This window comes from Devosia sp. CAU 1758 (assembly GCF_054482695.1).
This window is the reverse complement of the sequence record NZ_JBTLRJ010000003.1, coordinates 486,094-512,414: the sequence shown is the minus strand read 5'-3', so window position 1 is coordinate 512,414 and position 26,321 is coordinate 486,094. Positions and strand designations below refer to the sequence as shown.

The following is a 26,321-nucleotide window of genomic DNA, read 5'->3' as shown; positions in this document are numbered from 1 at the left end:
ATGACAGCCGATGAAAAGACTATCCGAGAGTTGCTGGAAGAGTGGGCCGACGCCGTCAGGTGCATAGACATGCCTCGCATCCTCGCAAACCATACCGATGACATGATCATGTTCGACGTGCCCGAGCCGCTGCAAAGCGTGGGCCTTGCTGCCTATCGGGAGACCTGGGACCTGTTCTTTCAATATTCGAGGGGCGGGCCGGGTTCGTTCAATATCCGGGACATGACCGTAACCGCCGATAAGCGGGTGGCTTTCGTTACCGCCATCCTGACCATAAACGACGGGCCATTGCGGCTGACCGTCGGGTTGCGAAAGCAGGAGGGGCGTTGGCTGATTGCCCACGAGCACCACAGCTATGCCGCCGGGATCGAGTAGACGCTGACATGTCCTGTCATCGCCTCCTGATAATCATTGAGCATCAACAGCCGGACGCTTAGTGTCTCTCGCCGGCCCGAAATTTTGGACAATTGCCATGAAGCCGTTTCATCGCATTCTCGCGAACAACCTTGTCGCCAATGTCACCAATTTCACGGTCTGGTTTGCCGTTACCTTCTGGGTGTTCCTTGAAACCCATTCGGTGTTTGCAACCGGCATGATTGCTGGCGTGTATCTCGTTTTCACCGCCGGGTTCGGGTTCTGGTTCGGCTCCATCGTCGACCACAATGCCAAGAAGATGGCCATGCTGGGGTCGAGCGTGGTCTCGGCCATCCTCTATGCCATCGGGCTCGCGCTGGTCCTTTTGGAGCCGGAGGGGGCCTTTACCGACCCCTATGGTCCCTATCTGTGGATATTCATCCTCGTGGTGATGCTGGGCGTTATCGCCGGCAATATCCGCTCAATTGCCCTGCCAACGCTGGTGACCATCCTCATCCCAGAGGATGTCCGCGACAAGGCGAACGGGCTTGTGGGCATGGTCAGCGGCATCGGCTTTTTGACCACCTCGGTCATCTCGGGGTTTCTGGTGGCCTATACTGGCATGTTCGGGGTCATGGTGCTGGCGCTGGCCGCAACGATCCTGGTCTTTCTCGACCTCAGCCTAGTCAGGATCGATGAGGGCCGGGTCGAGCCGACAGCCGAAAATCCGGGCGAACCCAAGCGGGTGGACATTGCCGGAACGATCAAGGTGATCGCCGCCGTGCCGGGCCTGTTCGCGCTGATCTTCTTTGCCTGCTTCAACAATTTCCTGGGCGGCGTGTTCATGGCGTTGCTCGATGCCTATGGACTGTCGCTGGTGCCGGTCGAGATGTGGGGCCTCACCTTTGGTGTACTGTCGGTGGCCTTCATCGCCTCGGGCATCGTCATTTCAAAGACCGGTCTGGGCAAGAACCCGCTCAAGACGCTGTTGATGGTCAACCTGATCACCTGGTCGGTCTGCTGCGTCTTTACCGTCCAGTCCTCGTTCTGGCTGCTGGCGGCGGGTTGTTTCGTCTGGATGTTCCTGGGCCCCTATGCCGAGGCGGCCGAGCATACGACGCTGCAAAAGGTGGTGCCGCTGGAACGGCAAGGCCGGGTCTTCGGCTTCGCCCAGTCGGTGGAGCAGTCGGCGTCGCCGCTTACTGCCTTCATGATCGGGCCACTGACGCAATTCATGGTGATCCCCTTCATGACTGACGGGGCTGGCGCTGACGCGATCGGCAGTTGGTTCGGAACCGGGCCGGATCGCGGCATGGCGCTGGTGTTCACAGTGGCGGGCTTTATCGGCCTGATCGTCACCATCATCGCCTTCAACTCGCGCTATTATCGCGAGTTGTCGGCGGCCTATGCAGCAGGCAAGGGCGATGATGGGAAGGATGGCGAGGCGGCTGTCGCCAGCCCCGCCTGATCGGTAACCAAACCGTTACGCCGGCAACGCCGCTGTCGGCGTAGCCTCCTCGGTCTTGGGCGGGAAAGCCAGCGCCAGCATGGCCGCTGCCAGGCCAATGGCCGCCGAGGCGACATAGAGCCAGTGATAGTCGCCGAAGGTATCGAAGAGATAGCCGCCGCCAACCGGGCCGAAGGCCATGCCCACTGACGATGTCATGGTGATGCCGCCAAGCACAGTTCCCATGACCTTGGGGCCGAAATAATCGCGTGCCAGCACGGAATAGAGCGGCATCACGCCGCCATAGACCAGGCCCAGCACTACGGCCAGCAGGTAGAAATGCGTCAACTCGCTGACATAGATATAGGCATAGATGCCCACGGCCTGCAATACGAGGCCACCGATGATAACGCGTTTGACGCCGATCCGGTCGGCCAGCATGCCGAAAAAGACACGCCCGAACAGGCCCGCAAAGCCCTCGACGCTGTAGATGCTGGCCGCGGCCAAGGCAGAGGCGCCGCAGAGCATGGCGTAGCTGACGGTATGGAAGATCGGGCCGGAATGGGCGCCGCAACAGAGGAAGAAGACGCCGGCCAAGATGAAGAATTGCGGCTTGCGGAACAGTGCGCCGATATTGGTGGGCCGAGGCTCGGCCGGTGCGACATCGCTTGCCGGGCTCGGCGAGGCTGCCATGGCCTCGGGCGCTCGGCGGATCAGGAAGGCAGCAGGGATAATCAGGCAGGTGGCAGCAATCGCAGTCAACATCATGGCGTCACGCCAACCGTAGTTCTCGATCAGCACGGTGGCGAGCGGCGTAATCACCATGGGAGCAACGCCGCCGCCCAGCGACACCAGCGACACTGCCAGGCTCCGGTGCTTGTCGAACCAGCCCAGCGTGGTGGCGATGAGCGGGGCGAAGAAGGCGCCGCCTGACGCGCCGACCAAGCCGCCATAGGCAAACTGGAAGATCAGGAGATTGTCGGCGCGACTGGCGATGAAGAGGCCGAGACCCAGCATCAAGGCGGCAACCAGCACCACGGGGCGGGCGCCAATACGGTCGGTCAGCGTGCCCCAGAAGAAGCCGGCCATGCCCATGACGATGAAGCCCACGGTCATGGCGCCGGAAATGCCGGCGCGGGTCCAGCCGGTTTCGTCGGCCATGGGTTGGAGATAGACGGGCAGGGCGAACATGGCGCCCATTGCCAGACAGGTGATCACCGCGCCCGCGGCGACGATCACCCAGCCATAGTGTCGTTCCATTTGGAAGATCCCTCCTTGCAGGATTACGCCTGCGCGACGGTTGAAGCTGCGGTGGTTCGACACGAGCAAGTGAAATTTATCGAGGCAATCCGGTGCCTGGCTTGCCGGGACCGCCGGTGGGCCACATATTCAGAGGATGAGTGAAAAGAATCCGACCCGGCGGGGAGACGCCATTGCTCCGAAGAGTGATGTTCGGGACGAAGTCGCCGCCTTTGTGAAGAAGGTGGGACAATTGGCGCGGCCCAATGCCGGCGAGGATGGCAGGTTGCTGTTCGCCATGGACGCGACCATGAGCCGGCAGCCGACCTGGGACATGGCAATGTCGTTGCAGGCGGGCATGTTCGACGCCATTCCCAAAGACGCGGCGTTGCAGGTGCAACTGATCTATTTTCGGGGGCTGGGCGAATGCCGGGCATCAAAATGGGTGCTGGACGCCAAGGCGCTGGCGCGGGTGATGAGCAAGATTTCCTGCCAGGGCGGCAACACGCAGATCGGCAAGGTGTTCTCCCATGCGCGGGACGAACACCGGAAGCGGCGTATTCACGCCGTGGTCTTTGTCGGCGATGCCATCGAGGAGAATGTCGATGCGCTCTGCGCCAAGGCTGGTGAACTGGGGTTGATGGGGCTTCCCCTGTTCGTGTTCCAGGAAGGGCATGACAGCAGGGTCGAGGCGGCGTTCCGTGAATTCGCCCGGCTGTCCAAGGGTGCCTATGCGCGCTTTGATAGTTCGGCGCCGCAGCAATTGGCCGACCTGCTGAGGGCAGTGGCCGCCTATGCCAGTGGCGGGCGGGCGCAATTGAAGCTACAGACCAGCGGGGCCGCGCGGAACCTGCTGTTGCAGATCGAGGGACGATGAGCTGGATTTTTCTCGTGGCGCTGGGCCTCCTGGGTGCGCTCTGGCTTGTCTATGCCCTGCGCAACATGGACCGCCGGGTGGTGATGCAAAGCCTGCGCTGGATCGTGGGTGGTGGTGCGGCGATCATCGCGGCCGCGGCATTGCTGTTCCGGCGCATAGATATCGCCATGATCCTGGGCGCGGTGGCCGCTTCGGTGCTGCTGCGCGGACAACTTGGGCGGTTCTCCTTCGACAGCATTGGTGGCCATGGCGGAGGCAATGTCTCCAAGGTGAAGAGCCGCTACCTGGCGATGGAGCTGGATCACGATACCGGGGAACTGGGCGGCCGGATTGTGGACGGGCAGTTCGCCGGCTGGGACCTGATGGATCTGGGCGAGGCGGAAACGCGGGCGCTGATCGAGGAGATCGGGCATGACGCCGAGAGCGTCAATCTGCTCGAAAGCTGGCTCGACACCAATCGCGCCGGATGGCGCGAATATTTTTCCGGGACTGCTGGTGGTGCAGATGGCGGGCAGGGCGCTTCGAATGGCAATGGGGGCGACCCGGTGGCCGAAGCCTATGCCGTGCTGGGGCTGAAGCCGGGAGCCAGCAACGAGGACATCAAGGCGGCGCATCGCGAATTGATGAAGGGGGTGCACCCGGACCATGGCGGTTCGGAATTCCTCGCCGCCAAGATCAATGAGGCCCGCGACCTGCTGCTGGGGCGGTGATGCGGCGGCGTGCCTGCGAGCGGGTTGGGGGAGATTGCATGAAGACGGTCCATGGCGGATGCCTTTGTGGCAAGCTTCAACTGGTGGCGCGAGGTGAGCCATATCGCGTGGGGATTTGCCACTGCCTCGATTGCCGCAAGCATCATGGGGCGTTGTTCTATGCGGCCGCCATCTTTCCGGAGGAAGCGGTGACCATCGCGGGCGGGTTCCGCGATTACCAGGGACGATGTTTCTGTCCTGAATGCGGTTCATCGGTGTTTGCGCGGAGCGGCGACGAGGTGGAGGTGCATCTTGGCGCGCTGGATGCGCCGGACCAGTTCGTGCCCAGCTATGAGAACTGGACGCAGCGGCGAGAGGCGTGGTTGCCCGAATTTTCCGGGATGACGGGCTTCGCGCGGAACCGCGAGGGGGCGGGGCGACATCAGGTCTAGGGCCGTGTGGTCCAGCGCGGGGGTGACAGAGGTCCTGCCGGCGCCGGGGAGGCCTCCGATGAGGTCATTGCGGATGGCCATGGAGCGGGATCCCGAATGGTTGCTGATGGTGATACGCCGGAGGCCCAGACGCAGGAACGGCGGGAGGGCGAGCAGAGGCGCCGCCCGGCCACGGGGCCTGCGGGATGACGAAGAGCGAAGTCCCGAGGCGGCTTGCATCCCTGGATGGATAAAAAAGCGAGACGAAAGCGGCCTCGGGACGCTAGCCATTCGCGCGTAGCGCTCATGGCCTTCTCCCCTCAAATCTCTCCACCGGAGAGATTTGCCCCGCGGGACGGATCGAAGTTTCGCATTCGGCAGGACCTTGCCGGACTATTCCGGGGACTGCATCACAGTGCCGCCCATGGTTTCCGGACTATCATCCAGTGCCCACCAGACCATGGCCGCAAGCGACTGCTCCATGCCCGGCTTTTTCACCACATCTGGTCGCTGCAGACCGCCCTGTCGTGGAGAGATGGGCTGGAGTCAGCGGCAGCCGTTTGTATAGTTCAATTATTCGCTGAGTGGGTGCCGCTGCAGATTGGAACGAGAACGCTTTTTCGAGTTCTTTGGTTCTTGGTAGGACCGATGTGTCGAATTGAACTATGCACTCTACGGAGGCCTTTGTTTCCTCGAGTGTATTTTCTTCTTCTGCCATTGTTTTTCTTAACGTAATTTGGCCCCGAACGAAATGTTCGGGGCCAGTTATCAACAAGGCCTACACTTATTCGGCACTATATCTTCCTCAACTACACCCTGTCGTCGTCCCGCAGGTGTCGCACTTCAAACACGTGCCATTCCGGACCATGGTGAAGTTGTTGCACTCGGTGCATTGGTCGCCGGTGTAGCCCTTCATTTGGGCTTCGGCGCGGAGGAGGCCGGTGTCCTTGCTCGGCGGGGGATTGGGGATCGGGTCGAGTTCGGCGGTGTTGAGGGCCGTGGGGGCCGGGTCGATCTTGAGGGCGGTGGCGGACTTGAGGGCCGTCACGGTGGAGGTCTGCATGGAGCCGACCGGATTATAGGCTTCGGCCTGGGCGCGGGGGACCAGCATCAGCGAAGCGTTCTGCACCTTGCCGCGGGTCATGCCGCGGGAGACGAAGCGCTCGGCGGGCACCGGGGCCGCGGGGGCGGGCGCCGTGCGCGCACCTTGTTCCTCGGCAACGCCCTTGCCGAGCGAAGTGGGGCTGTCCGGATTGACATGGGCCAGGTCGTTCCGGTCGAGATAGGACACGGCCAGCTCGCGGAACACATAGTCCAGGATCGAGGTGGCGTTCTTGATGCGGTCATTGCCCATGACCATGCCGGCCGGCTCGAAGCGGGTGAAGGTGAAGGCCTCCACATATTCGTCCAGCGGCACGCCATATTGCAGGCCAAGGCTGATGGCGATGGCGAAATTGTTCATCATGGCGCGGAAGGCGGCGCCTTCCTTGTGCATGTCGATGAAGATCTCGCCAATGCGCCCGTCGTCATATTCGCCGGTGCGGACATAGACCTTGTGGCCGCCAACGACGGCTTTCTGGGTGTAGCCCTTGCGGCGATCGGGCATTTTTTCGCGTTCGCGGAACACCTTCTCGACGATCTTTTCGACGATGACTTCGGTACGGGCGGCGGCGGGCAGGGCGGCAAGCGCTTCCACCTGGTCCTCCTCGTCCTCGTCGTCAGCGGCGGCGAGCACGGAGGAATTGAGCGGCTGGCTCAGCTTGGAGCCGTCGCGATAGAGCGCGTTGGCCTTCAATGCCAGGCGCCAAGACAGCATGTAAGCGGACTTGGCGTCCTCGACAGTGGCGTCATTGGGCATGTTGATGGTCTTGGAGATGGCGCCCGAGATGAAGGGCTGCGCCGCAGCCATCATCAGGATGTGGGATTCCACCGAGAGATAGCGCTTGCCGATCTTGCCGCAGGGGGTGGCGCAATCGAAGACGGGCAGGTGCTCGTCCTTGAGGAAGGGCGCGCCTTCGAGCGTCATGGCACCGCAAACGTGGATATTGGCGGCTTCAATTTCTTTCTTGGTGAAACCAAGGAAACCGAGGACATCGAAGGAGAAATCGGCCAGCTGCTCGTCGGTGACGCCGAGCGACTTGAGGAAATCGGCACCCAGGGTCCACTGGTTGAAGATGAACTTGATGTCGAAAGCCGATTTGGTCGCGGCGTTGAGCGCGGCGATCTTCTCGTCGGTAAAGCCCTTGGTGCGCAGGGTCGCCGGATTGATGCCGGGGGCCTGGTTGAGATTGCCGTGGCCGACCGCATAGGCCTCCATTTCGGCAATCTGGTCCTCGGAATAGCCCAGGGTGCGCAGGGCCGGGGGCACGGCGCGGTTGATGATCTTGAAATAGCCGCCGCCGGCGAGCTTCTTGAATTTGACCAGGGCGAAATCGGGCTCGATACCGGTGGTGTCGCAATCCATCACCAGACCAATGGTGCCGGTGGGGGCGATAACGGAAACCTGGGCGTTACGGAAGCCATGCTGTTCGCCAAGGGCGAGAGCATTGTCCCAGGCCAGTTTGGCGCGCTCGGAAAGAGCGGCGTCGCTGAGGTTGCCGTGATCGAGCGGGACCGGGTTGATGCTGAGCTCTTCATAGCCGGTCGCATTGCCATGGGCGGCGTTGCGATGGTTGCGGATGACGCGCAGCATGGCTTTGGCGTTGCGCTTGTAATCCTTGAAGGGGCCGAGTTCCTTGGCCATTTCGGCCGAGGTGGCATAGGACACGCCGGTCATGATGGCGGTGATGGCGCCGGCAATGGCGCGGCCTTCGGCCGAGTCATAGGGAATGCCCGAGGTCATCAGGAAGCCACCGATATTGGCGTAGCCGATGCCCAGGGTCCGGTATTCGAACGAGCGCTCGGCAATCGAGCGGCTCGGGAACTGGGCCATCATCACCGAGATTTCGAGCACAATGGTCCAAAGGCGGACGGTGTGTTCGTAGGCGGCGGTGTCGAAAGTGCCATCCTTGTTACGATAGGGGAGCAGGTTGACCGAGCAGAGATTGCACGCCGTGTCATCGAGGAACATGTATTCCGAGCACGGATTGGACGCGACGATGGGGCCGGCGGCAGGGGAGGTGTGCCACTCATTGATGGTGGTGTGGTACTGGATGCCGGGATCGGCCGAAGCCCAGGCGGCGTAACCTATCTGTTCCCAAAGGTCATTGGCCTTGAGGGTCTTGATGGTCTTGCCATTGCTGCGGGCGGTCAGGTTCCAGTCGCCATCGTTCTCGACAGCGCGTAGGAAATCATCGGTGACGCGGACGGAATTGTTCGAGTTCTGGCCGGAAACGGTCAGATAGGCCTCGGAGTCCCAGTCGGTGTCGTAGATGGGAAATTCGAGATCGGTATAGCCCTGGCGGGCGAACTGGATGACGCGGAAGATGTAGTTCTCCGGCACCAGCGCCTTCTTGGCAGCGCGGACTTCGCGCTTGAGGGCAGGGTTCTTGGCCACGTCGAAGCAGTCGTCGCCCGAACCGCCTTCGCAGTTCACGGCGGCCTTCATAATGGCCTTCAGATGCTTGGAAACGACCTTGGAGCCGGTAACGAGGGCAGCAACTTTCTGCTCCTCCTTCACCTTCCAGTTGATATAGGCCTCGATATCGGGATGGTCGATGTCGATGACGACCATTTTCGCAGCGCGGCGCGTGGTGCCGCCCGACTTGATGGCGCCCGCGGCGCGGTCGCCGATCTTGAGAAAGCTCATCAGGCCCGAGGACTTTCCGCCCCCCGAAAGGCGCTCGCCTTCGCCGCGGAGTTTCGAGAAATTGGTGCCGGTGCCGGAGCCGTATTTGAACAGGCGCGCCTCGCGGACCCACAGGTCCATGATGCCATTTTCGTTAACGAGGTCGTCGTCGACCGACTGGATGAAGCAGGCATGCGGCTGGGGATGCTCGTACGAGCTCTTGGACTGGGTCAGCTTGTGGGTGAAGGGGTCCACGTAGAAGTGGCCCTGGCCGGGGCCATCGATACCATAGGCCCAGTGCAGACCGGTGTTAAACCATTGCGGGGAATTGGGCGCGACGCGCTGGGAGGCCAGCATGAAGGCGAGCTCGTCAAAGAAGGTGCGCGCGTCGTCCTCGCTGTCGAAATAGCCGCCCTTCCAGCCCCAATAGGTCCAGGTGCCGGCCAGGCGATCAAACACCTGGCGCGAATCCATCTCCGAGCCATAGCGTTCGGCTTCGGGGAGCTTGGCGAGCGCCTTCTCGTCGGGGACGGAGCGCCACAACCAGGAGGGGACATCGTTCTCCTCGACCTTTTTCAAAACCTTGGCGACGCCGGCCTTGCGGAAATATTTCTGCGCAATGATGTCGGTGGCGACCTGCGACCAGGTCGCAGGCACGGCAATATCGTCGAGCTTGAAAACCACCGAGCCATCGGGGTTCCGGATTTCGCTGGTTGCCGAGCGGAATTCGAGCGCGCTGTAGCGGTCCGTATTGGCAGTGGTAAAGCGGCGTTCAATGCGCATTGTCGTCGTAATCCCCAAGTGTCGGGCACACACGTGCCCACCAGCCGAAACCCGGCTTCTCATTCAAATCTGTGTTGACGCTTCACCAACCGAAGCCCGCGGGAGGCGCGGACCCCAGAAAATTGCCCCGTGCCCCGGGTTTACGGCGATCGTCCTGCCGCCGCTTTATACCCAAGGACCTGTCCGGTATTTCCCAAGGCCCCGAACCGTTGATCAGAGTTAGTCGATTCAGGGGTCGCGTCAACGACAGAAATCACAATACCTAGTGTGCCAGCTATGCGCAGGAACAAGGGATAGTATGGGTAATATGTGGATTACGGGGACAAACTGCAAGGAAAACAGCACGCTTGCAGTGCGAATTGAAGGGTAATCCAAAGTGGTCGAACGACCCCATGAGTGACGCGAAAATCCGGTCCTAAGGCTACGGGATTCCTCGCTGTTCGGCCTCGGGTCGTCGGCGTTTACTGGGCATTAGCCATAGTTGGAAAGTCTAGAATCGGTTTGGCCGCCAAGGTGTCAAGCGCAGAATTTCGGGCAAAGCGGCAACTGTTGAGAGCACAATATCTAGTCTGTTGCCCTGAGGCCGCGACGCTGTCCGTAGAGAACCCAGAGCGCCAGGGGCGCCATGGTCACGCCCGCCCAGCCATAGGCGGGCAGGATGCCGACACGGTCGGCCAGGACTCCGAAGGCCAGGGTGCCCAATATTCCGGCCACGTTCTCCGCCATGACCAGGGCGGAGGTGGTTGTGGCGCGACTCCGGCCCTCCATGACCCGATGGAAACGGGCTTCGGCCAGGACGCCGAGCGGCGCCATGACCACATAGGCGGCGCAGAGCAGCAGCACATACCAGGGTGAGTCTCCAATGGAGGCGATGACCAGCAGGGCGCCGCCGAGGAGGGGGAGCAGCCAGGCAAGCCAAGGGCGGCCTGCAAGGCGGTAGGCGTAAAGGCTTGCTCCGGCGAAGATGAACTCCACCCCGGCGCCGGCAATGCCCCAGGCCCAGACCGGCAGGCTGACGGCGAGATAGTAGAGCTGGTCGAACTCCTCGATCAGCTCGAAGACCACTAGGCCCACCGCGATATAGGTGGTGACGAATCGCAGATCGGCGTGATGGCGGAATTCATTGGCGGCATCGATGAAGTGCGAGAAATAGCCGGCGGGTGTCTCCAGAGGTTCGGGCTCTGCGCTCCCCCGGCGGACGTCGTGCAGAAATAAAGCCAGGACCGAGGCCAGCAGTAGCGGCGGTATGGAGAGCCAGAGGCCCCAATCGAAGCTGTAAAAGGCGACAAAGCCCCCGAGGAGCGCGCCGAAGCCGATTCCCAGTTCCTCGGCGGCATTGTCTCGCCCTAGCACCTTGTCGAAGTCATCGCTGCGGCCCTCGTATGCCATGCGTTCGAACAGCAGAGCCTCACGGGAGCCCGATTGCAGGGCCTGGGCAAGGCTCCAGAACAGGAAGCCAAGCGCGTAGAGCCAGAAATTGCCGGTCGCCACGATCCAGAGAAGAAATGTCAGTGCCTTGAACAGCGGCGCAGCGACCAGCAGCCAGCGGCGGTCAAAATGATCCGAGAGCGCGCCGGAGGGCATTTCGAATATGATGGCTGTTGCAGACCAGAAGGCCAGCAGCAAGCCGATCTCTGTCAGGGACAGGCCCTCGAGCTCGAACAGCGCCGTATAAAAGGCGTAGGCCAGGATAAAATCAAAGAGGAAGGCATAGGCATAATAGATACCGAGGAAGCGACGGAGGCTCACGACAGGGTCCTCAGCGCGTCCTCGTATATGCCGAGTAGCCTCTGGCGTTCGTGCGGCAGAGACGGGCGCGGATTGCCATTGAAGGCCATGCCTTGCTCACCAAGGAAATTGAGGAGAAACACCGTAACGTAGAAGCGGAAGCTGTCATCGGCGGACTGGCCCATGCGATGCAGCCAGGGCCCGACATAATCCATTGGCCCGCCGAACGCGATAATTGCCGCCTGGGTCAGGGCGGCGGCGAAGCGGCTATCGCCGAAACAGAAATCATCGACGTCGACGATGCCGGAAAACGTGCCGTCAGGCGCAACGATAACATTCTTGGTCGTCGTATCATGCAGGAAAGGCGTGGGTGGGATGGCGTCGAATTCGGAGCGCAGGGCATCGAGGCGGTCGCGAAGCGGGTTGACGATTGATGTTGAAAATAACCCGTTCGCAGCAATGCGACGGTGTGACCGTTCGATGCTGGCAGTCACGACATCGATCCAGGCACCATGAGGCGCGGCCGCGCCGTCAGCTGCAAACCCATAGCCGCGACCGGGGCCCAGACGAGCGGTGGCCAGCTGCGCCGCCGCCACCGCTTCGGCAATAGCAATGCGCTGGTTGCCGGAAAGATCGGCGATGACGCCCCCGAGATCGGTACCGGCCAGACGCTGCATGATGAAATAGGGAAGCACACCATTGGTGCCGTCGACGAAAATGGCGGGCAGCGGCACGCCAAGTGGGCGCAGCGTCGCGTTCAGCTTCAGGCCGTCGATCAGCGCCTCGCGCTGCTCTGGTCGGCCAATGCGGATGACCGCTTCGCCTTGCGGGTGGGACAATTCATAGACGTAGAACGAACTGCCGGTGGTGAAGCGCCCGACCCGGGAACCCTCCCAGCCAAGCCGATCAGCAGCAATGGCGGCCGCAAGTGCTTCGGTTGGCAATTGACTGGACATGACATGAATTCCGTTTCAGAACGATATGTGATTAACCCGCCAGACGAGTCGGGTCAATTGATAACAGAACGATTGGTCTGAAATGGCGCGACCCCGTGGATATGTGCGTGAAGAGGTGCTGGACAAGGCCATGGGTCTCTTCTGGAGGCTTGGTTATGAGGGCGCGCATCTGACAGCCCTGGTGGAGCAGACCGGGCTCAACCGGTTCAGTCTCTACAAGGAATTCGGCGGCAAGGCCGGATTGTATGTGGCGGCCCTGGAGCGGTTCCTCGGTTTCCTGATCGGCCAATATCGAGAGGCGCTTACGCGGCAGCCGATGGGACTGGAGAATATAGAGGCCAATCTCAGAAGCCTGCAGTATGGCAGCCAGTATTACGGCTGCTTCATGCTCAACACGCTTACGCAGAAGGACACGGTGCCTGAAGGAGCGTTTCAGCGCGCGGTCGATGCGGCCAGCGAGATAGAAGCGCTCTATCACGCCAATCTCGTCAGCGCCGCCGCGCGGGGGCAGGTGGGGAGCAGCGCCAATCTGGCGGGCCTGGGCAAGATGCTGCAAACAGTTGACCAGGGCCTTCACATCCAGGGACTGGCGGGAACCAGCGACGCGCAAAAGGACAGGGTGATCGCGGCAATGATGGAATTGTTGCACAATTCGGGCGGCTAAAGGGCCAGACTGCATGGGCATCCTGATCCGCTGACACGCCGGGGGCGTGATCAATAGGTCGACTAGTATTTGACCAGTGGGCAAACTCAAAAGCACGAACAGGCTCTAGGCTCACCGGGCCGCTCATGCTAAACCGGCCCCAAATTCCACGCCCTCAATTCGGAATCGTATCGTGGCCAAATCCGGTATCAAGCAGTTCCTCACTGAAATCTTCTCCTGGTGGAGCGGCAACACATGGGGCACGCGCCTCTGGATCCGGCGCTTCGGTGACTATGTGGGCTCTGACGAGCTGGGCAATCGGTACTATCAGGATCGCAAGGCCAATCGGCGCTACGTGACCTATGCAGGCGGCTTTGCCGATGCGTCGGCCATTCCGCCGGGCTGGCATGGCTGGATGCATCACCGCTCCGACGCGGTGCCGAGCGAGGCCAAATATGAGCCCCATGCGTGGGAAAAGCCGCATTTGCCGAACCTGACCGGCACAGCCGCTGCCTATCGTCCCGACGGGAGCCTGCTCAACAAGGGCGAGCGTCCGCGCGTGACCGGCGACTACCAGGCCTGGTCGCCCGAATAGGGGCAGACCGGATTTGCGGATCATATCGACCAATCTGTTGCGGGCGCTGCTGACAGCGGCCGTCTTGGCCATCGCGGCAACGCCTCCGGTGCAGGCGCAGCCCGTGGCCAATCCTGTGGCGACCTTTGCCGGTCTCGACAAGATCACCGGCCGCATCACCCGTTTCGATGTCTATATCGACGAGACGGTGCTGTTCGGTGCGCTCGAGCTGACGCCAAGGGCCTGTTACGACCGGCCCAGCAGCGACACGCTTCAGCGCACATCTGCCTTCCTCGAGGTGGAGCAGCGGAGTCTAGATGGCTCGACCGAGCGCATCTTTACCGGCTGGATGTTTGCCGACAGCCCTGCACTCAATGCCGTCGATCACGCGGTCTATGATGTGTGGCTGATCGAGTGCAAGACGTCCACAAACGTGCCGCCGCCCGACGCGCGCTAAATTTTTCCTGACCTCGTGTTGAACCTGTCCAGTCTCCTTCGTCGTGAGGGGAGCGCGCAGTTGCGCGACCAGGAGGGATACCGATGTTGCTCAGGGACAAGGTGGCTGTCATCTATGGAGGCAGCGGCGCTGTTGGCGGTGCCGTGGCCCGCAAGTTTGCTCGCGAGGGGGCAATCGTGCATCTGGTCGCGCGCCGGCGGGAACCATTGGAAGCCGTGGCCGAGGATATTCGCCACGCGGGCGGTACGGTCCATGTGGGCCTGGCCGATGTCTTCGAGCCCGATGCCGTTGCCGCGCATCTGGACGCGGTCGTGGCCAGGAGCGGGCCGGTCAAGATCGCCTTTGCCGCCGTGGACTGGGGCGATGCCCAGGGGCAATCCATTGCCGACATGAGCTATCACCGCTTCATCATGCCGGTCGAGCGGGGGCTGAAATCCTGGTTCAATATCGGCGGGATCATGGCCCGCCACATGGGCGAGAATGGCGGCGGTGTCATTGTAGGGTTCACCGCCAACGCAGCGCGCGAGGCCTATACGGAAATGGGCGGTTTCGGCATTGCCGGTGCGGCGGTGGAACATTTCCTGCGGCACCTGGCGGTCGAAAACGGTCCGCGCGGAGTGCGCTGCTGATGGGTGCGCTCGCCGGGGTCGCCAGACGCGCCGGGTGTGCGCGAGGCCTGGATGATCCATGCCAGGGAGCGCGGCATTACCTTCGAACAGATGCATCGCGAAGTCGCCAAGGACACGCCGCTGCGGCGCATTTCGTCGCTGGCGCAGGTGGCTGATGCCGCCGTGTTGCTGTCGAGCGACCTCGCATCGAGCATGACCGCCACGCTGGCCAATGCCACGGGCGGCGCGCAGATCGATTGAAGCCTAAGAGGAGCGAAATCTATGATGACACTACCCGAAATTACCGAACGTCCCACACAGAGCTATGTCTATGTGCCCTTCACCGTGACCATGCAGCAAATGCAGCGGCCGGCAAATGAAGGGTTTCCGCAGTTATTTGCCTATCTCGAACGCCACGGGCTCACCCCGATCGGGCCGGCCTTTTACAATTATCGGCGCATCAACATGGCCAAAACGCTCGATGTCGAGGCTGGGATCGCGGTGGAACGCCCAGGCCCCGAGGAAGGGGATGTGCGCGTGGGTGAATTGCCAGGCGGGCGCTTCATGGGCGTGACCTGGCATGGTCATCCGGATGAGTTGATCACCGTCACCGGTGTCCTCATCGGGTGGTCCAACCTGACCGAGCAGCCGTTCGACCAACGGACCGAAGGCAAGGACGACTATTTTGCCTGTCGCCTGGAGCTTTATGAAAGCGACCCGGCAGAGGTGCCCAACATGGATGAATGGGTGACGACGCTGGCGTTCAAGCTGCGGGACTAGCGGCTAAAACATCTCGTCGAGCGCGCAATAGTAGCGGTATTTTGCTTCGTCCCATTCGGCGCCATAGGCGGCGAGGAATGCGGGCACGTGCTCCTCGCCAATATTGCCCCTGATGCTGCGGCAGGCAGTTGCAAGGTCTTGCCACACATCAGCGAGGCCCGTGCGGCCGCAATCGACCATGCCGGAAAAGCGGCCATCGAGCGCGAGTAAGTTGGGGCCGGAGGCGTCTCCATGGGTAACGATTTGCTGACCGATAGGTGGGCGGTTGGCTTTCAGCCAATCGAAAACCTGCTGTGCAGTCTGGCCCAGGCGCTCGGTGTCGAAATCGGCTTCATCGACCAGGCCTGCACTGATGCGCGCTTCGGCTTCCGCAAGGCGGGCGTCTAAACCGTGGTCGAAGGGGCAGGTGGTGGTGTCGAGGGCGTGAATACGCTTCAGGCCCTGCGCAAAGGCGCGGACGAAAACGTCAGGCTGGTCGATGTAATGGGTGAGGTCCTCGCCGGGGACGGCGCTCATCAGCAGCCAGAGGCGATCGCGGCCCTGTTCGGCATCCACGACGCGCGGCGCCTTGAAGCCCATGCTGGTCAGCCAGTTCAGGCGCTCGATCTCGCCGGGGAGTTCGGCCAGTGGGTGGATTGGCTCAGTCTTGAGAAATACCGCATTGCCGTCGCCCAGAGCGATGCGCCAAACGCTGGCGCCGGACTGGCCAATGGTGATCGGCGTCCAGGCGAGGTCGTGCAGCGGCGACATGCTTTCGGGCAGGGTGGGCGGTATGGTCATGGGCGATCCCAGGCGTGCCAGTCGCCCATCACTTCGGTGGCGTGGCCGAGGCGGTCTTCGTATTCGGCGCGGGTAATCTCCACGCCGCCCAGTGACTCAAGGTGATCGGTGAGGAACTGGGTATCGAGCAGTTCGAAGCCACCGGCATTGAGGCGATCGACCAGATGCGCCATGGCGAGCTTGGAGGCGTCGGTGCGGCGGTGGAACATGGATTCGCCAAAGAAGGCGGCGCCGATGGCGAGGCCGTAGAGGCCGCCGACAAGGTCATCACCGTCCCAGACTTCGACTGTGTGGGCGACGCCGCGCTGGAACAACTCGCCATAGACGGCGCGGATTGAGGCATTGATCCAGGTGGTGTCGCGCTCCTCGCCCACGGTAGCGCAGCCTTCGATGACACCGTCCCAATCGGTATCGACGCGAATGGTCCAGCCGGATTTGCGCATGGTCTTGCGCAGGCTTTTGCTGGCGTGGAAGCCATCGAGCGGGATGATGCCGCGCATTTCGGGGCTCACCCAGAAGACATCATTGTCCGTCGCGTCTTCGGCCATGGGAAAGATGCCGGCGCGATATGCGCGGATGATCAGCTCGGGGGTGATCTCGACGGTGAAGGGATCGGTGTGGCGGGCCATGGTCAATAGATAAGGGGCGCTTTCGCGCCCCTCAACATCTAAGCCTTGTTATTGGCGAGGAAATTTTCCAGCCAGTGGATGTCGTAATTGCCGGAGAGGATGTCCTGCTCCTTGAGGAGGCGCTGGAACAGCGGCAGCGTGGTTTTCACCCCGTCGATGACGAATTCGTCCACCGCGCGGCTCAGGCGCTTGAGGCACTCTTCGCGGGTGCGGCCGTAGACGATCAGCTTGCCGATCAGCGAATCGTAATAGGGCGGGATCTTGTAGCCCTGATAGACCGCCGAATCGACGCGGATGCCGACGCCGCCGGCCGGGTGGTAGAAGGTGATGGTGCCCGGCGAGGGCGCAAAAGTCTGCGGGTCCTCGGCATTGATGCGCACCTCGATGGCGTGGCCATAGAACTGCACCTGGTCCTGGGTCATCGAGAGCTTTTCGCCCGAGGCGACCTTGATCTGCTCATAGACGATGTCGATACCGGTGATGCGCTCTGTGACCGGGTGTTCCACCTGGAGGCGCGTGTTCATTTCGATGAAATAGAACTCGCCGTTTTCGTAGAGGAATTCGATGGTGCCGGCGCCGGAATATTTCAGCTTGCGCATGGCGGCCGAGCAAATCTCGCCGATCTCGTCGCGTTCGGACGGAGAAATGGTGGGGCCACCGGCCTCTTCCCAGACTTTCTGGTGGCGGCGCTGCAATGAGCAGTCGCGCACGCCTAGATGGACGGCATTGCCCTGGCCATCACCAAGCACCTGCACCTCGATATGCCGCGGCTTGCCGAGGTATTTTTCCATATAGACCGAGTCATTGCCGAAAGCGGCCTTGGCTTCGGAACGGGCCGTGGACCAGGCTTCGAGCACGTCTTTTTCGGTCTTGGCGACCTTCATGCCGCGACCACCACCGCCCGCGGTGGCCTTGATCAGCACCGGATAGCCAATTTCCTTGGCGGTCTTCTTGGCCTCGGCCTCGGTTTCGACGGCGCCGGCCGAGCCGGGCACCACGGGAATGCCCAATTCAACGGCGGTCTTCTTGGCCGTGATCTTGTCGCCCATGATCTCAATGTGATGGGCGGAGGGGCCGATGAAAGTGACGTTGTGCTCGGTCAGGATCTTGGCGAAGCGGGCATTTTCCGAGAGGAAGCCATAGCCCGGATGCACGGCATCGGCGCCGGTGATCTCGCAAGCCGCCATGATGGACGGAATGTTGAGATAGCTGTCACGGGCCTGATTGGGACCGATGCAGACGCTTTCATCGGCGAGGCGCACATGCATAGCATTGGCGTCAGCAGTGGAATGGACTGCGACGGTGGCGATGCCCATTTCCTTGCAGGCGCGCAGGATGCGAAGGGCGATTTCGCCGCGATTGGCGATGAGGACTTTCTGAAACACTGGAAGTCCCCTTATTCGATGACGACGAGCGGCTCGCCATACTCGACCGGCTGGGCGTCCTCCACGAGAATACGGGTGACGGTGCCCGAGCGGTGCGCCGGAATCTGGTTCATGGTCTTCATCGCCTCGATGATGAGGACGGTCTGGCCCTCGGTGACCTTGGCGCCGACTTCAACAAATGTCGGTTTGCCCGGTTCGGGCGAACGATAAGCGGTGCCCACCATGGGGGAGGGCAACGTGCCGGGGTTGGAGGCGAGATCCTCGGCCTTGGCGGGGGCTGCAGCTGGCACAGAGCCGGCGGGCGCGCTCGGGGCGGCGGGTGCAGCAGCGGCTGGCGGGGCCATATATTGCATGGGCGCAGCATAGGACGGGCCTTCGACCGGATAGGATCGGGTGACGCGGACCCGGAAATCCTCCTGCTCGATCTCGATCTCTGCAAGGTTTTCCTTGTTGAGCAGTTCGGCAATGGCGCGGATCAGATCCTGATCCACCTGTGATGACTTGGTCATTCTATCGGTCTCCCGGCTTCTCGCGTCGAAGCGTTATTTGAGTTTTTCGGCCAAGGCCATGAGGGCCAGTTTATATCCAAGCGAGCCAAAGCCGCAAATGACACCGAAAGCGACCGAAGACACGTAGGAATGGTGCCGGAACGCTTCGCGCTGATGGATATTGGTCAGATGCACTTCGGCGACCGGCAGGTTCACGGCCCGGAGGGCATCGTGAATGGCGACCGAAGTGTGAGAATAGGCGGCCGGATTGATGAGAATGCCGTCCGCAGTCTTGCGGGCATCCTGAATCCAGGTGACTAGTTCGCCTTCGTGGTTGGACTGGCGGAAATCCAGCGCCAAGTCCAATTCGTCAGCGGCGGCCTTGCAGAGCGCCTCGACATCCTTGAGCGTTTCGGCGCCATAAGTGCCTGGCTCGCGGGTGCCGAGCAGGTTGAGGTTCGGGCCATTGAGGACGAGAACGCGTTTTGTCATGATCCAAGCCTTGTGCACCGGCCTTTTTGGCCGGCGCAAGGGCGGTTACACGAAATGCACTGAAAACACCAGACTGGCCGTCTCAACTGCACTGGGTCTTCCCACAGGCGCGCATATCGGCGATGCGGGCCCGCAATTCATCGGCACCGATAGCACCAGGAACGATCTCGTTACCGATGATATAGGTGGGGGTGCCGGTTATGCCCAGCGCCTGGGCGATCTCGTAGGATGCCTGGATGGTCTGGGCCACGTCCTGGCCACCCATCTGCAGTTCCAGCTCGACCGGAGACAGGCCCAGATCCTGCGCTGCGGCGAGGGCGACGGTCTTGTCGACCTTGCCCCTGCTGGTGAACAGCGCCTGATGGAAATCCCAGTAGCTGGCATCGGATTGGCCGACGAGCACGGCGACGCGGGCCGCATCGATGGATTCGTTTGAGAGGATGGGGAATTCCTTGAGGATAACCTTGAGGTTGGGGTCCTCGGCCAGGAGAGCGGCCATGTCCGGCAGGGCAGCGCGGCAATACCCGCAATTGTAGTCAAAGAACTCGACCAGGGTGACGTCGCCGTCCGGATTGCCCAGGACGATCTGATCCGGTGCGTTGAAGATCTTGTCGTGGAACTCGGACAGCGCCATGGATGAGCGTTCCTGTTCCTCGGACTGCAAGGTCGCCTCGAGGGCGGCCGACATGCGCTGGAGCAATTTGGGTTCGCTGAGCAGATAGGATTCGATCATCGGATTGATGACTGCTGGATCGATCTCGGCGAGTGCCGGTTCATCGACCGGAGCGGTCGCTGCGGCAAGGGCGAGCGCCGCCTGTTCATCAAGCACCTCCTGGACTATGGCCCGGACGGCGACGGTGTCCGTTTGCGGGTCCGGCTGGTTGAGAACGGAATATCCCAAGGCACCGGCGAGGATGCCGGCCACAGCTGCCAGCACGATGGAAAGATTGTTCATTCTAGGCTCCAGGCGAGTCATGCCGGTTCTCTCTAGCAGACCGGAAGCCAGAGTAGCACCCGTCCATGGTCAGGCGGCTCGTCACCGCTTCAATTGTTGTTGAGAAGCCGGACGCTTCGGGCTACGCCCGATGCAGCGACGGAGTTGCAATGACCACTACACCGCCTGACGGCCTGATGCCATTTTTTGCCATGGATATTCTCAAACGCGCCAAGGCGCTGGAGGCCGGGGGGAGCGTCGTGTGCCACCTCGAAATCGGAGAACCCGGCGCCCCACCAGCGCCGGGCGTTATCGAGGCGGTGGGCGAGGCGCTGCCGCTGCCCCAAGGCTATACCAATGCCAAGGGCCTCACCGAATTGCGCGAGGCGCTGGCGCGCTATTACGAGGACCAGCACAAGGCTTCGGTCGATCCCGAACTGATCCTGGCGACCATGGGGTCGTCGGCCGGTTTCATCCTAGCGTTCCATACGGCCTTCAGGCCGGGCGCGCGCGTTGCCATCACACGGCCGGGCTACCCGGCCTATGTGAATACGCTGCTCGGCCTTGGTTTCGGCGTGGCTGAAATTCCGCTCAGCGCTAGCAATGGCTGGCGGCTGACCGGAGAGCAGATCGCGGCCGCCTATGCACGGCTGCCGTTCGACGGGTTGCTCTTTGCCAGTCCGGCCAATCCCACCGGCGCGTCGGTCAACCGCCGGCAGCTTGCGGATATTGTCGAGACCTGCGCCCGGCTCGGGGTCACCTTTATTTCTGACGAAATCTACCATGGGCTGGATTATGCCGGCCCGTCGGTCAGTGCGCTGGAACTGACGCGAGACGCCATCATTATCAACAGCTTTTCAAAATACTATTGCATGACCGGCTGGCGCATTGGTTGGATGGTGCTGCCCGAGGCAATGATCAGGCGGGCCGAAATATTGCAGCAAAATCTCTTTATCTCCGCGCCGACGCTGAGCCAGATAGCTGCCACCGTGGCCTTGGGAGAGCGAGATTACGCAGAAGTGCAGAAGGCGGCCTATGCGCAGAACCGCGCACTGCTGAACCGGGGATTGCGTGACCTGGGATTCGATCTGCCGGCAGAGGGCGATGGTGCCTTTTACGCCTATGCGGGGATCACCCGTTTCTCCAATGATTCCATGGCGTTCTGCTTGGATATGCTGGACCTGGCCGGCGTTGCCGCGACGCCGGGCGTGGATTTCGACCGTATCGATGGCAATGGCTTTGTGCGGTTCAGCTACGCGGGTACGCGGCAGACGGTGGAGCAGGCGCTGGAGCGAATGCGCGGCTTTCTCGCGGGGGGAGGATGAGATGATCCCGACATTGCACACAGCCCGGCTGGAGCTTCGCCCGCCCGATATGAACCATTTTTCGGCCTACCGGGATGCGATGATGTCCAAGCGGGCGCAATTTATGGGCGGCCCGTTTGATCTGCGCGGCGCCTGGGTCTCGTTCTGTCACGACGTCGCCCTGTGGGAGCTTGTCGGACACGGAGCGCTGATGGTCCACCGCACCGATACGCAGGAATGCGTCGGGCAGGTGGGTATCAACCATGGCCCGCTTTTCCCGGAAAAGGAGATCGGTTGGCTGCTTTACGCCGGGTTCGAGGGCAATGGCTATGCCCACGAGGCTGCAGCCGCCCTGCGCAACTGGGCCTTTGATCATCTGGGGCTGGACAGCCTGGTCAGCTATGTCGATCGGGAAAACCACGCTTCGATCCGGGTCGCGGAACGTCTGGGCGGTGTCCGCGACGACGGGGCACAGCGGCAGGACCCGGCTGACATCGTCTTTCGCCATCGACGCAGCTCGAGCGCGATCCGAACGAGAGGGGGGGCGGCCCGGAGGCCGCCCTTGGTGTTTTCTAGCCCAGGCCGAGGCGGCGCTGCCACCAGCCGACCTTCTTCTTCTTGTCCGGCTCGCTGTCAGCCTGTTCTGCTTCGGCTTCTGCCGGTGCTGCGCTGGAGGAGACGACAACGCCTTCTGGCGGCAGTTCCTTCTTCACGCGGCGCGAGCGGGCCGGCTTTTCCTCGGCCACGGGTTCCGTGGCCTTGGGGGCGGGCGCTGGCTTCGCCGGCTTTGCCGGTGCAGCCTCTGCCACAGCCACTTCCGGAGCGGCGTCAGCGGTTTCCGCCTTGGGCTTGCGGGTGCGGGGCTTGCGCTTGGGCTTTTCCTCGGCAACAGGCTCTGCGGGCGTTTCGACGGCCTCTACCGGCGCGGATTCGGCGGGCGCCGTGTCCTCGGTTTCGGTGACCTTCTTGCGGCGACTGCGCTTGGGCTTGTCGGATGGCTGCGGCTCGGCTTCGGCGTCCATCACCACGTGATCGACAACGGCGTCGTCTGGCGCAGAAACGGCGGCCTCGCCCCCTTCGGAACCGGTTTCACCATTCTGGTCGCGACGGTTGCGGCGACCGCCACGACGGCCGCGGCGGCGGCGGCGGCGGTTCTCGCCGTCAGCATCGCTTTCTCCGGATGCGCCGGTCGCCGATTCTTCACCGGAGTCAGCGTCGTCACCCTCAGCGTCGCTTTCGGCATCCGCATCGCTGTCGCCATTGCCTTCGACGGCGTTCTGGTTTGGCTGGTCGCCATTGCGGCCACCGCGGCGACGGCGACGGCGACGACGACGGCCGGTGCCATCGCCTTCACCTGCGTCCGCCGCACGCGCTTCGGTCTCCTCGGTCTCTTCGACCTCGGCGTCCAGCTCTTCCTCGTCGGCATCCTCGATAATGGCGCTGTCGACGCGCACATGGACGGCGGCGCGCTGATCGGCATAGGCCGAGACGCGGGTTTCGCCCTTTTCGATGGCAAACTGGTGGCCGGTCATCTTGCCATCGGCCGTGATGGTGATGGAGAGGTTGTTGCGCATCTCAAGCTGCGACAGGGTCTCGCGCTTGAAGTTGAGGATGTAGAGCGCGACCTCGATGGGAACGCGCACATTGATCGACTGGCCCTGCTTGCGCAGCACATGGTCCTCGATATGACGCATGATCATCAGCGCCAGGCTCTCGGTGGAACGAACGAGGCCGGTGCCATCGCAGATCGGGCATTTATGGGTGGAGCTTTCCACCACGCCGAAACGGATGCGCTGGCGGCTCATTTCCATGAGGCCGAAATGGGAGATGCGGCCCACCTGGATGCGGGCGCGGTCGTCCTTGAGGCAATCCTTGAGCTTGCGCTCGACGGCCCGGTTGGACCGGTTCTCCATCATGTCGATGAAGTCGATGACGATGAGGCCGGCCAAGTCACGCAGGCGCAGTTGGCGCGCGACTTCATCGGCGGCTTCCAGATTGGTCTGGAGCGCAGTGTCCTCGATATTGTGCTCCTTGGTGGAGCGGCCCGAGTTCACATCGATGGAAACGAGCGCTTCGGTCGGATTGATGACGATATAGCCGCCCGAGGGCAGGGTGACGGTGGGCGAGAACATCTGATCGAGCTGGTTCTCGACTCCGAACCGGGAGAAGAGCGGCTGCTCCTCGCCGTAGGGTTTCACGTTCTTGGCGTGGGACGGCATGATCATCTTCATGAAGTCCTTGGCCTCGCGATAGGCGTTGTCGCCCGCGACCAGCACTTCTTCGATGTCCTTGTTGTAGAGATCGCGGATGGTCCGCTTGATCAGCGAGCCTTCCTCGTAAACCAGGCACGGCGCCGAGCTTTCCAGCGTCAGTGTGCGCACGCTTTCCCACAGGCGCATCAGGTATTCGAAGTCGCGCTTGACCTCGGCTTTGGTGCGTGATGCGCCGGCGGTGCGCAGGATCACGCCCATGCCCTGGGGCACTTCCAGGTCCGAAGTGATTTCCTTGAGTCGCTTGCGGTCGGCGGCATTGGTGATCTTGCGCGAAATGCCGCCGCCACGGGCGGTATTGGGCATGAGCACAGAATAGCGACCGGCCAGAGAGAGATAGGTAGTGAGCGCCGCGCCCTTGTTGCCGCGTTCTTCCTTGACCACCTGCACCAGCATGACCTGGCGACGCTTGATGACTTCCTGAATCTTGTACTGATGGCGGCGGTGCTGGCTGGAGCGGCGGCGCTCGGGCACTTCCTCGAGCGCATCGGCGCCACCGATGGACTCAACCGGCTCGCTATTGGCGGGGGCCTGCTCGATGTGGGAGGCGTCGCCCGGCTCCTGCGGATCAGCCTCGGCGTCCGGCTCGGTCACGCCTTCGGGCAACGAGATGTTCTCGTCTTCCTGGTGCGCGTCGTCGTGCTCTTCGTCGCGCAGCAAAGCTTCGCGATCGGCTACAGGGATTTGGTAATAGTCGGGGTGGATTTCGGAAAAGGCCAGGAAGCCGTGGCGGTTACCGCCATATTCGACAAAGGCAGCCTGCAGGCTCGGCTCAACCCGCGTGACTTTCGCGAGATAGATATTGCCCCGCAACTGGCGGCGGGTCGCCGATTCGAAGTCGAACTCCTCGAGCCGGTTACCGGCGGTAACGACAATCCGTGTTTCTTCCGGGTGGATGGCATCCACCAGCATTCTCTTGGTCGCCATAATGAACTCCGCGCACCCGCGCGCCGACAGGAGGACGCCGGAAAGCCGGCATCCTGATCGTAGCGCATTGCGGGGCGAATAGGTTTGATGTTGGGAGGCGCGAACCTCTCACGTTCTGCGCCGGGGTCTGTTCGGTCACGGCCGGCTTTGAAGGCGAAGCAAAGCGGCAATCGGTCAATTCGATCGCGTCGCGCTCAGTTCGCCAGCGGGCCATATGACCTCTTCCTATTGGATGTCAGGCCAGAGCCTGCCACCGTCCGGCCCGGTTGGGCCGAAATTCGTCATTGCAGGGCGTTCAAACCGCAACGTCCGTTCGGGCCATAGGGGGCAAAGTCGAAACCCCGAAAACGGCCGCGAACCGCACGCACCTGCATTACTAGCGTGTAGGAAAGTTGCGCCGGAATGGCAACAGGAAAGTCAAATCGGCCGCTGCGCACTGGTTTTGCAGCCTCCTTTCTTGGCCCATGACGCAAATCATCGCATAAGGCCACAACCTGCCGAAGAATCGCCGCATCCACGCGGCATCCAGCGGCCCAGTCTTTTGGGAGTCGGTCGACGTCTTGGCCAGACATTTTCTGATACGCATCGCCGCGGGCCTCCTGGCTTTCCTGGCTTGCCTGCCGGCGGGACAGGGGCAGGACGCGACCCTTCCACCTTTGCCCAACGTGATCGATGCGCGGTTGACCGCCACGAAGGATCGCGCGCGACTGGTGGTTGACCTGGCCGAGCGCACCGCGTTTTCCTTTGTTTCCCTCGATGATCCGCATCGGCTTGCGATCGACGTCCGGGCAGGGACGTTCTCAGTGCCGGAGCCGGAGGGCGCGCCCAGCGAAGAGGGGCTGGTTTCGGCCTATGCTATCGAACAGGCGGCAGCCGATCGCGTGCGCACCACCCTTACGCTGGCCGCTCCGGCCCAGGTGCAGCAGGCTTATGTGCTCGATGCCTTCGAGGGTCAGCCGGCCCGACTGGTGGTCGACATCATTGCCGCCACGGAGGCAGAGTTCGCCGCTAATGTCGAACGCGACAGGCTGGTGTCGGAAAGCGTGGCGCCGGCGGTCCCGACACCTGCCGGCGGCTCGGAACTGCCCATAGCGACACGGCCTCTGGTGGTGATTGATCCGGGCCATGGCGGTATCGACAGCGGGGCCGAAACGCCCGAAGGCGTCAAGGAAAAGGACATCGTGTTGGCCTTTTCGCTGCGTCTCCAGGAGTTGCTGGTGGCCTCGGGGCGGTTCGATGTGGCGCTGACACGCGAGGATGACTCGTACCTTCGGCTGGAAGAGCGGGTGGAACTGGCGCGGACCAACAAGGCGGATCTGTTCGTGTCGCTGCATGCCGACAGTTTCCAGCAGCCGGAAATCCGTGGCGCATCGGTCTATACGCGCGACGAGAACGCCACCGACGTGCTCGACAAGGTATTGGCGGACAATGAGAATGCCTCGGATGTGATCGCGGGGTTCGCCATGCCGCAGACAATGGCGCCCGAAGTGGTGGGGATCCTGCTCGACCTGATGCGGCGCGAAATGCGGGTGCAGTCCTATATGGCGGCGCAGTCCATCGTGCATCAATTGGAGCCGAGCGTGGCCCTGCGGCGTTTTCCAGTACGGCAGGCCGATTTCTTCGTGCTGCAGGCCCCCGATGTGCCCTCGGTGCTGGTCGAACTGGGGTTCCTCTCCAATGCCAGCGACATGGCCAATCTCATGCAGTCGGACTGGCGGGATCGTACCGCCGAGGCCATTGCGCGCGGTATCTCCACCTATTTCGACAGCCTGGAGGGGGAGCCGTGAGTGCCGTGGTGGTGATCACAATCGCGGCGTGG

General features: G+C 62.1%; 24 protein-coding genes and 1 pseudogene. 14 read left to right on the top strand and 11 right to left on the bottom strand.

Annotated elements, in window-relative coordinates:
- Both ACXYMS_RS12565 and ACXYMS_RS12560 read left to right on the top strand, forming a co-directional pair.
- Nucleotides 1-375 (top strand): YybH family protein, encoded by a 375-nt coding sequence (locus ACXYMS_RS12565; protein ID WP_458906756.1) that lies wholly within the window; start codon nucleotides 1-3, stop codon nucleotides 373-375.
- Between the two features lie 97 nt (nucleotides 376-472).
- Nucleotides 473-1,822 (top strand): MFS transporter, encoded by a 1,350-nt coding sequence (locus ACXYMS_RS12560; protein ID WP_458906754.1) that lies wholly within the window; start codon nucleotides 473-475, stop codon nucleotides 1,820-1,822.
- A 15-nt stretch (nucleotides 1,823-1,837) separates the two neighbouring features.
- On the opposite strand, the gene ACXYMS_RS12555 is transcribed toward ACXYMS_RS12560, so the two are convergent.
- The gene (locus ACXYMS_RS12555) at nucleotides 1,838-3,061 is read right to left on the bottom strand and encodes an MFS transporter (RefSeq protein ID WP_458906752.1); all 1,224 of its coding nucleotides are present in this window, start codon (nucleotides 3,059-3,061) and stop codon (nucleotides 1,838-1,840) included.
- A gap of 136 nt (nucleotides 3,062-3,197) precedes the next feature.
- On the opposite strand from ACXYMS_RS12555, the gene ACXYMS_RS12550 reads away from it, so the two are divergent.
- Genes ACXYMS_RS12550 through ACXYMS_RS12540 form a run of 3 tightly spaced genes read left to right on the top strand, consistent with a single transcriptional unit; the run spans nucleotide 3,198 to nucleotide 5,058 of the window.
- The gene (locus tag ACXYMS_RS12550; protein WP_458906750.1) at nucleotides 3,198-3,917 is read left to right on the top strand and encodes a VWA domain-containing protein; all 720 of its coding nucleotides are present in this window, start codon (nucleotides 3,198-3,200) and stop codon (nucleotides 3,915-3,917) included.
- A complete protein-coding gene (locus tag ACXYMS_RS12545) occupies nucleotides 3,914-4,627 on the top strand; it encodes a DnaJ domain-containing protein (RefSeq protein ID WP_458906749.1) in 714 nt (237 codons plus the stop codon). The genes ACXYMS_RS12550 and ACXYMS_RS12545 overlap by 4 nt, the downstream gene beginning before the upstream one ends.
- Nucleotides 4,628-4,665: 38 nt before the next feature.
- Nucleotides 4,666-5,058, top strand: coding sequence for a GFA family protein (locus ACXYMS_RS12540; protein ID WP_458906747.1), 393 nt, complete (start codon nucleotides 4,666-4,668; stop codon nucleotides 5,056-5,058).
- Between the two features lie 784 nt (nucleotides 5,059-5,842).
- Here the strand turns inward: ACXYMS_RS12540 and ACXYMS_RS12535 are convergent.
- The 3 genes from ACXYMS_RS12535 to ACXYMS_RS12525 form a co-directional block, all read right to left on the bottom strand.
- Nucleotides 5,843-9,547, bottom strand: a complete 3,705-nt coding sequence (locus ACXYMS_RS12535; protein WP_458906745.1) for a vitamin B12-dependent ribonucleotide reductase — start codon at nucleotides 9,545-9,547, stop codon at nucleotides 5,843-5,845.
- A 564-nt stretch (nucleotides 9,548-10,111) separates the two neighbouring features.
- Complete coding sequence (locus ACXYMS_RS12530) at nucleotides 10,112-11,296, bottom strand: MFS transporter (RefSeq protein WP_458906744.1); 1,185 nt, start codon at nucleotides 11,294-11,296, stop codon at nucleotides 10,112-10,114.
- Nucleotides 11,293-12,231 carry a phosphotransferase gene (locus ACXYMS_RS12525; RefSeq protein ID WP_458906742.1) on the bottom strand — a complete coding sequence of 313 codons (939 nt, stop codon included), beginning with the start codon at nucleotides 12,229-12,231 and terminating at the stop codon, nucleotides 11,293-11,295. The genes ACXYMS_RS12530 and ACXYMS_RS12525 overlap by 4 nt, the downstream gene beginning before the upstream one ends.
- 82 nt (nucleotides 12,232-12,313) lie before the next feature.
- Between ACXYMS_RS12525 and ACXYMS_RS12520 the strand changes: the two genes are divergently transcribed.
- From ACXYMS_RS12520 to ACXYMS_RS12495, 6 genes are all read left to right on the top strand, one after another.
- The gene (locus ACXYMS_RS12520) at nucleotides 12,314-12,895 is read left to right on the top strand and encodes a TetR/AcrR family transcriptional regulator (protein WP_458906740.1); all 582 of its coding nucleotides are present in this window, start codon (nucleotides 12,314-12,316) and stop codon (nucleotides 12,893-12,895) included.
- Nucleotides 12,896-13,082: 187 nt separating this feature from the next.
- Nucleotides 13,083-13,469 (top strand): NADH:ubiquinone oxidoreductase subunit NDUFA12, encoded by a 387-nt coding sequence (locus ACXYMS_RS12515; protein ID WP_458907017.1) that lies wholly within the window; start codon nucleotides 13,083-13,085, stop codon nucleotides 13,467-13,469.
- 13 nt (nucleotides 13,470-13,482) lie between these two features.
- Complete coding sequence (locus tag ACXYMS_RS12510; protein WP_458906738.1) at nucleotides 13,483-13,905, top strand: DUF2155 domain-containing protein; 423 nt, start codon at nucleotides 13,483-13,485, stop codon at nucleotides 13,903-13,905.
- Between the two features lie 83 nt (nucleotides 13,906-13,988).
- Complete coding sequence (locus ACXYMS_RS12505; protein ID WP_458906736.1) at nucleotides 13,989-14,534, top strand: SDR family NAD(P)-dependent oxidoreductase; 546 nt, start codon at nucleotides 13,989-13,991, stop codon at nucleotides 14,532-14,534.
- 51 nt (nucleotides 14,535-14,585) lie between these two features.
- On the top strand, nucleotides 14,586-14,774 hold the full coding sequence (locus ACXYMS_RS12500; protein WP_458906734.1) for a hypothetical protein: 189 nt from the start codon (nucleotides 14,586-14,588) through the stop codon (nucleotides 14,772-14,774).
- A 24-nt stretch (nucleotides 14,775-14,798) separates the two neighbouring features.
- Nucleotides 14,799-15,293, top strand: a complete 495-nt coding sequence (locus ACXYMS_RS12495) for a GyrI-like domain-containing protein (RefSeq protein WP_458906732.1) — start codon at nucleotides 14,799-14,801, stop codon at nucleotides 15,291-15,293.
- 3 nt (nucleotides 15,294-15,296) lie between these two features.
- Here the strand turns inward: ACXYMS_RS12495 and ACXYMS_RS12490 are convergent, their stop codons facing one another.
- The 6 genes from ACXYMS_RS12490 to ACXYMS_RS12465 all read right to left on the bottom strand — a co-directional run bounded on the left by ACXYMS_RS12490 (nucleotide 15,297) and on the right by ACXYMS_RS12465 (nucleotide 20,022).
- A complete protein-coding gene (locus ACXYMS_RS12490) occupies nucleotides 15,297-16,073 on the bottom strand; it encodes an APH(3') family aminoglycoside O-phosphotransferase (RefSeq protein ID WP_458906730.1) in 777 nt (258 codons plus the stop codon).
- Nucleotides 16,070-16,702, bottom strand: coding sequence for a leucyl/phenylalanyl-tRNA--protein transferase (aat, locus tag ACXYMS_RS12485; RefSeq protein ID WP_458906728.1), 633 nt, complete (start codon nucleotides 16,700-16,702; stop codon nucleotides 16,070-16,072). The genes ACXYMS_RS12490 and aat overlap by 4 nt, the downstream gene beginning before the upstream one ends.
- A gap of 38 nt (nucleotides 16,703-16,740) precedes the next feature.
- Nucleotides 16,741-18,087, bottom strand: a complete 1,347-nt coding sequence (accC, locus tag ACXYMS_RS12480; protein ID WP_458906726.1) for an acetyl-CoA carboxylase biotin carboxylase subunit — start codon at nucleotides 18,085-18,087, stop codon at nucleotides 16,741-16,743.
- Between the two features lie 11 nt (nucleotides 18,088-18,098).
- On the bottom strand, nucleotides 18,099-18,596 hold the full coding sequence (gene accB, locus ACXYMS_RS12475; protein WP_458906724.1) for an acetyl-CoA carboxylase biotin carboxyl carrier protein: 498 nt from the start codon (nucleotides 18,594-18,596) through the stop codon (nucleotides 18,099-18,101).
- A gap of 33 nt (nucleotides 18,597-18,629) precedes the next feature.
- A complete protein-coding gene (aroQ, locus tag ACXYMS_RS12470; RefSeq protein WP_458906722.1) occupies nucleotides 18,630-19,067 on the bottom strand; it encodes a type II 3-dehydroquinate dehydratase in 438 nt (145 codons plus the stop codon).
- A gap of 82 nt (nucleotides 19,068-19,149) precedes the next feature.
- Complete coding sequence (locus tag ACXYMS_RS12465; protein WP_458906720.1) at nucleotides 19,150-20,022, bottom strand: DsbA family protein; 873 nt, start codon at nucleotides 20,020-20,022, stop codon at nucleotides 19,150-19,152.
- 149 nt (nucleotides 20,023-20,171) lie between these two features.
- Here ACXYMS_RS12465 and ACXYMS_RS12460 point away from each other — a divergent pair, with 149 nt between their 5' ends.
- Nucleotides 20,172-21,326 carry a pyridoxal phosphate-dependent aminotransferase gene (locus ACXYMS_RS12460; RefSeq protein WP_458906718.1) on the top strand — a complete coding sequence of 385 codons (1,155 nt, stop codon included), beginning with the start codon at nucleotides 20,172-20,174 and terminating at the stop codon, nucleotides 21,324-21,326.
- A 1-nt stretch (nucleotide 21,327) separates the two neighbouring features.
- A pseudogene (locus ACXYMS_RS12455) lies at nucleotides 21,328-21,822 on the top strand (GNAT family N-acetyltransferase); the annotation flags it as partial.
- A 55-nt stretch (nucleotides 21,823-21,877) separates the two neighbouring features.
- Here ACXYMS_RS12455 and ACXYMS_RS12450 read toward each other — a convergent pair.
- Nucleotides 21,878-24,502, bottom strand: a complete 2,625-nt coding sequence (locus tag ACXYMS_RS12450; protein ID WP_458906716.1) for an Rne/Rng family ribonuclease — start codon at nucleotides 24,500-24,502, stop codon at nucleotides 21,878-21,880.
- A gap of 560 nt (nucleotides 24,503-25,062) precedes the next feature.
- Here ACXYMS_RS12450 and ACXYMS_RS12445 point away from each other — a divergent pair.
- A complete protein-coding gene (locus ACXYMS_RS12445; RefSeq protein WP_458906714.1) occupies nucleotides 25,063-26,289 on the top strand; it encodes an N-acetylmuramoyl-L-alanine amidase in 1,227 nt (408 codons plus the stop codon).
- Nucleotides 26,290-26,321 lie beyond the last annotated feature (32 nt).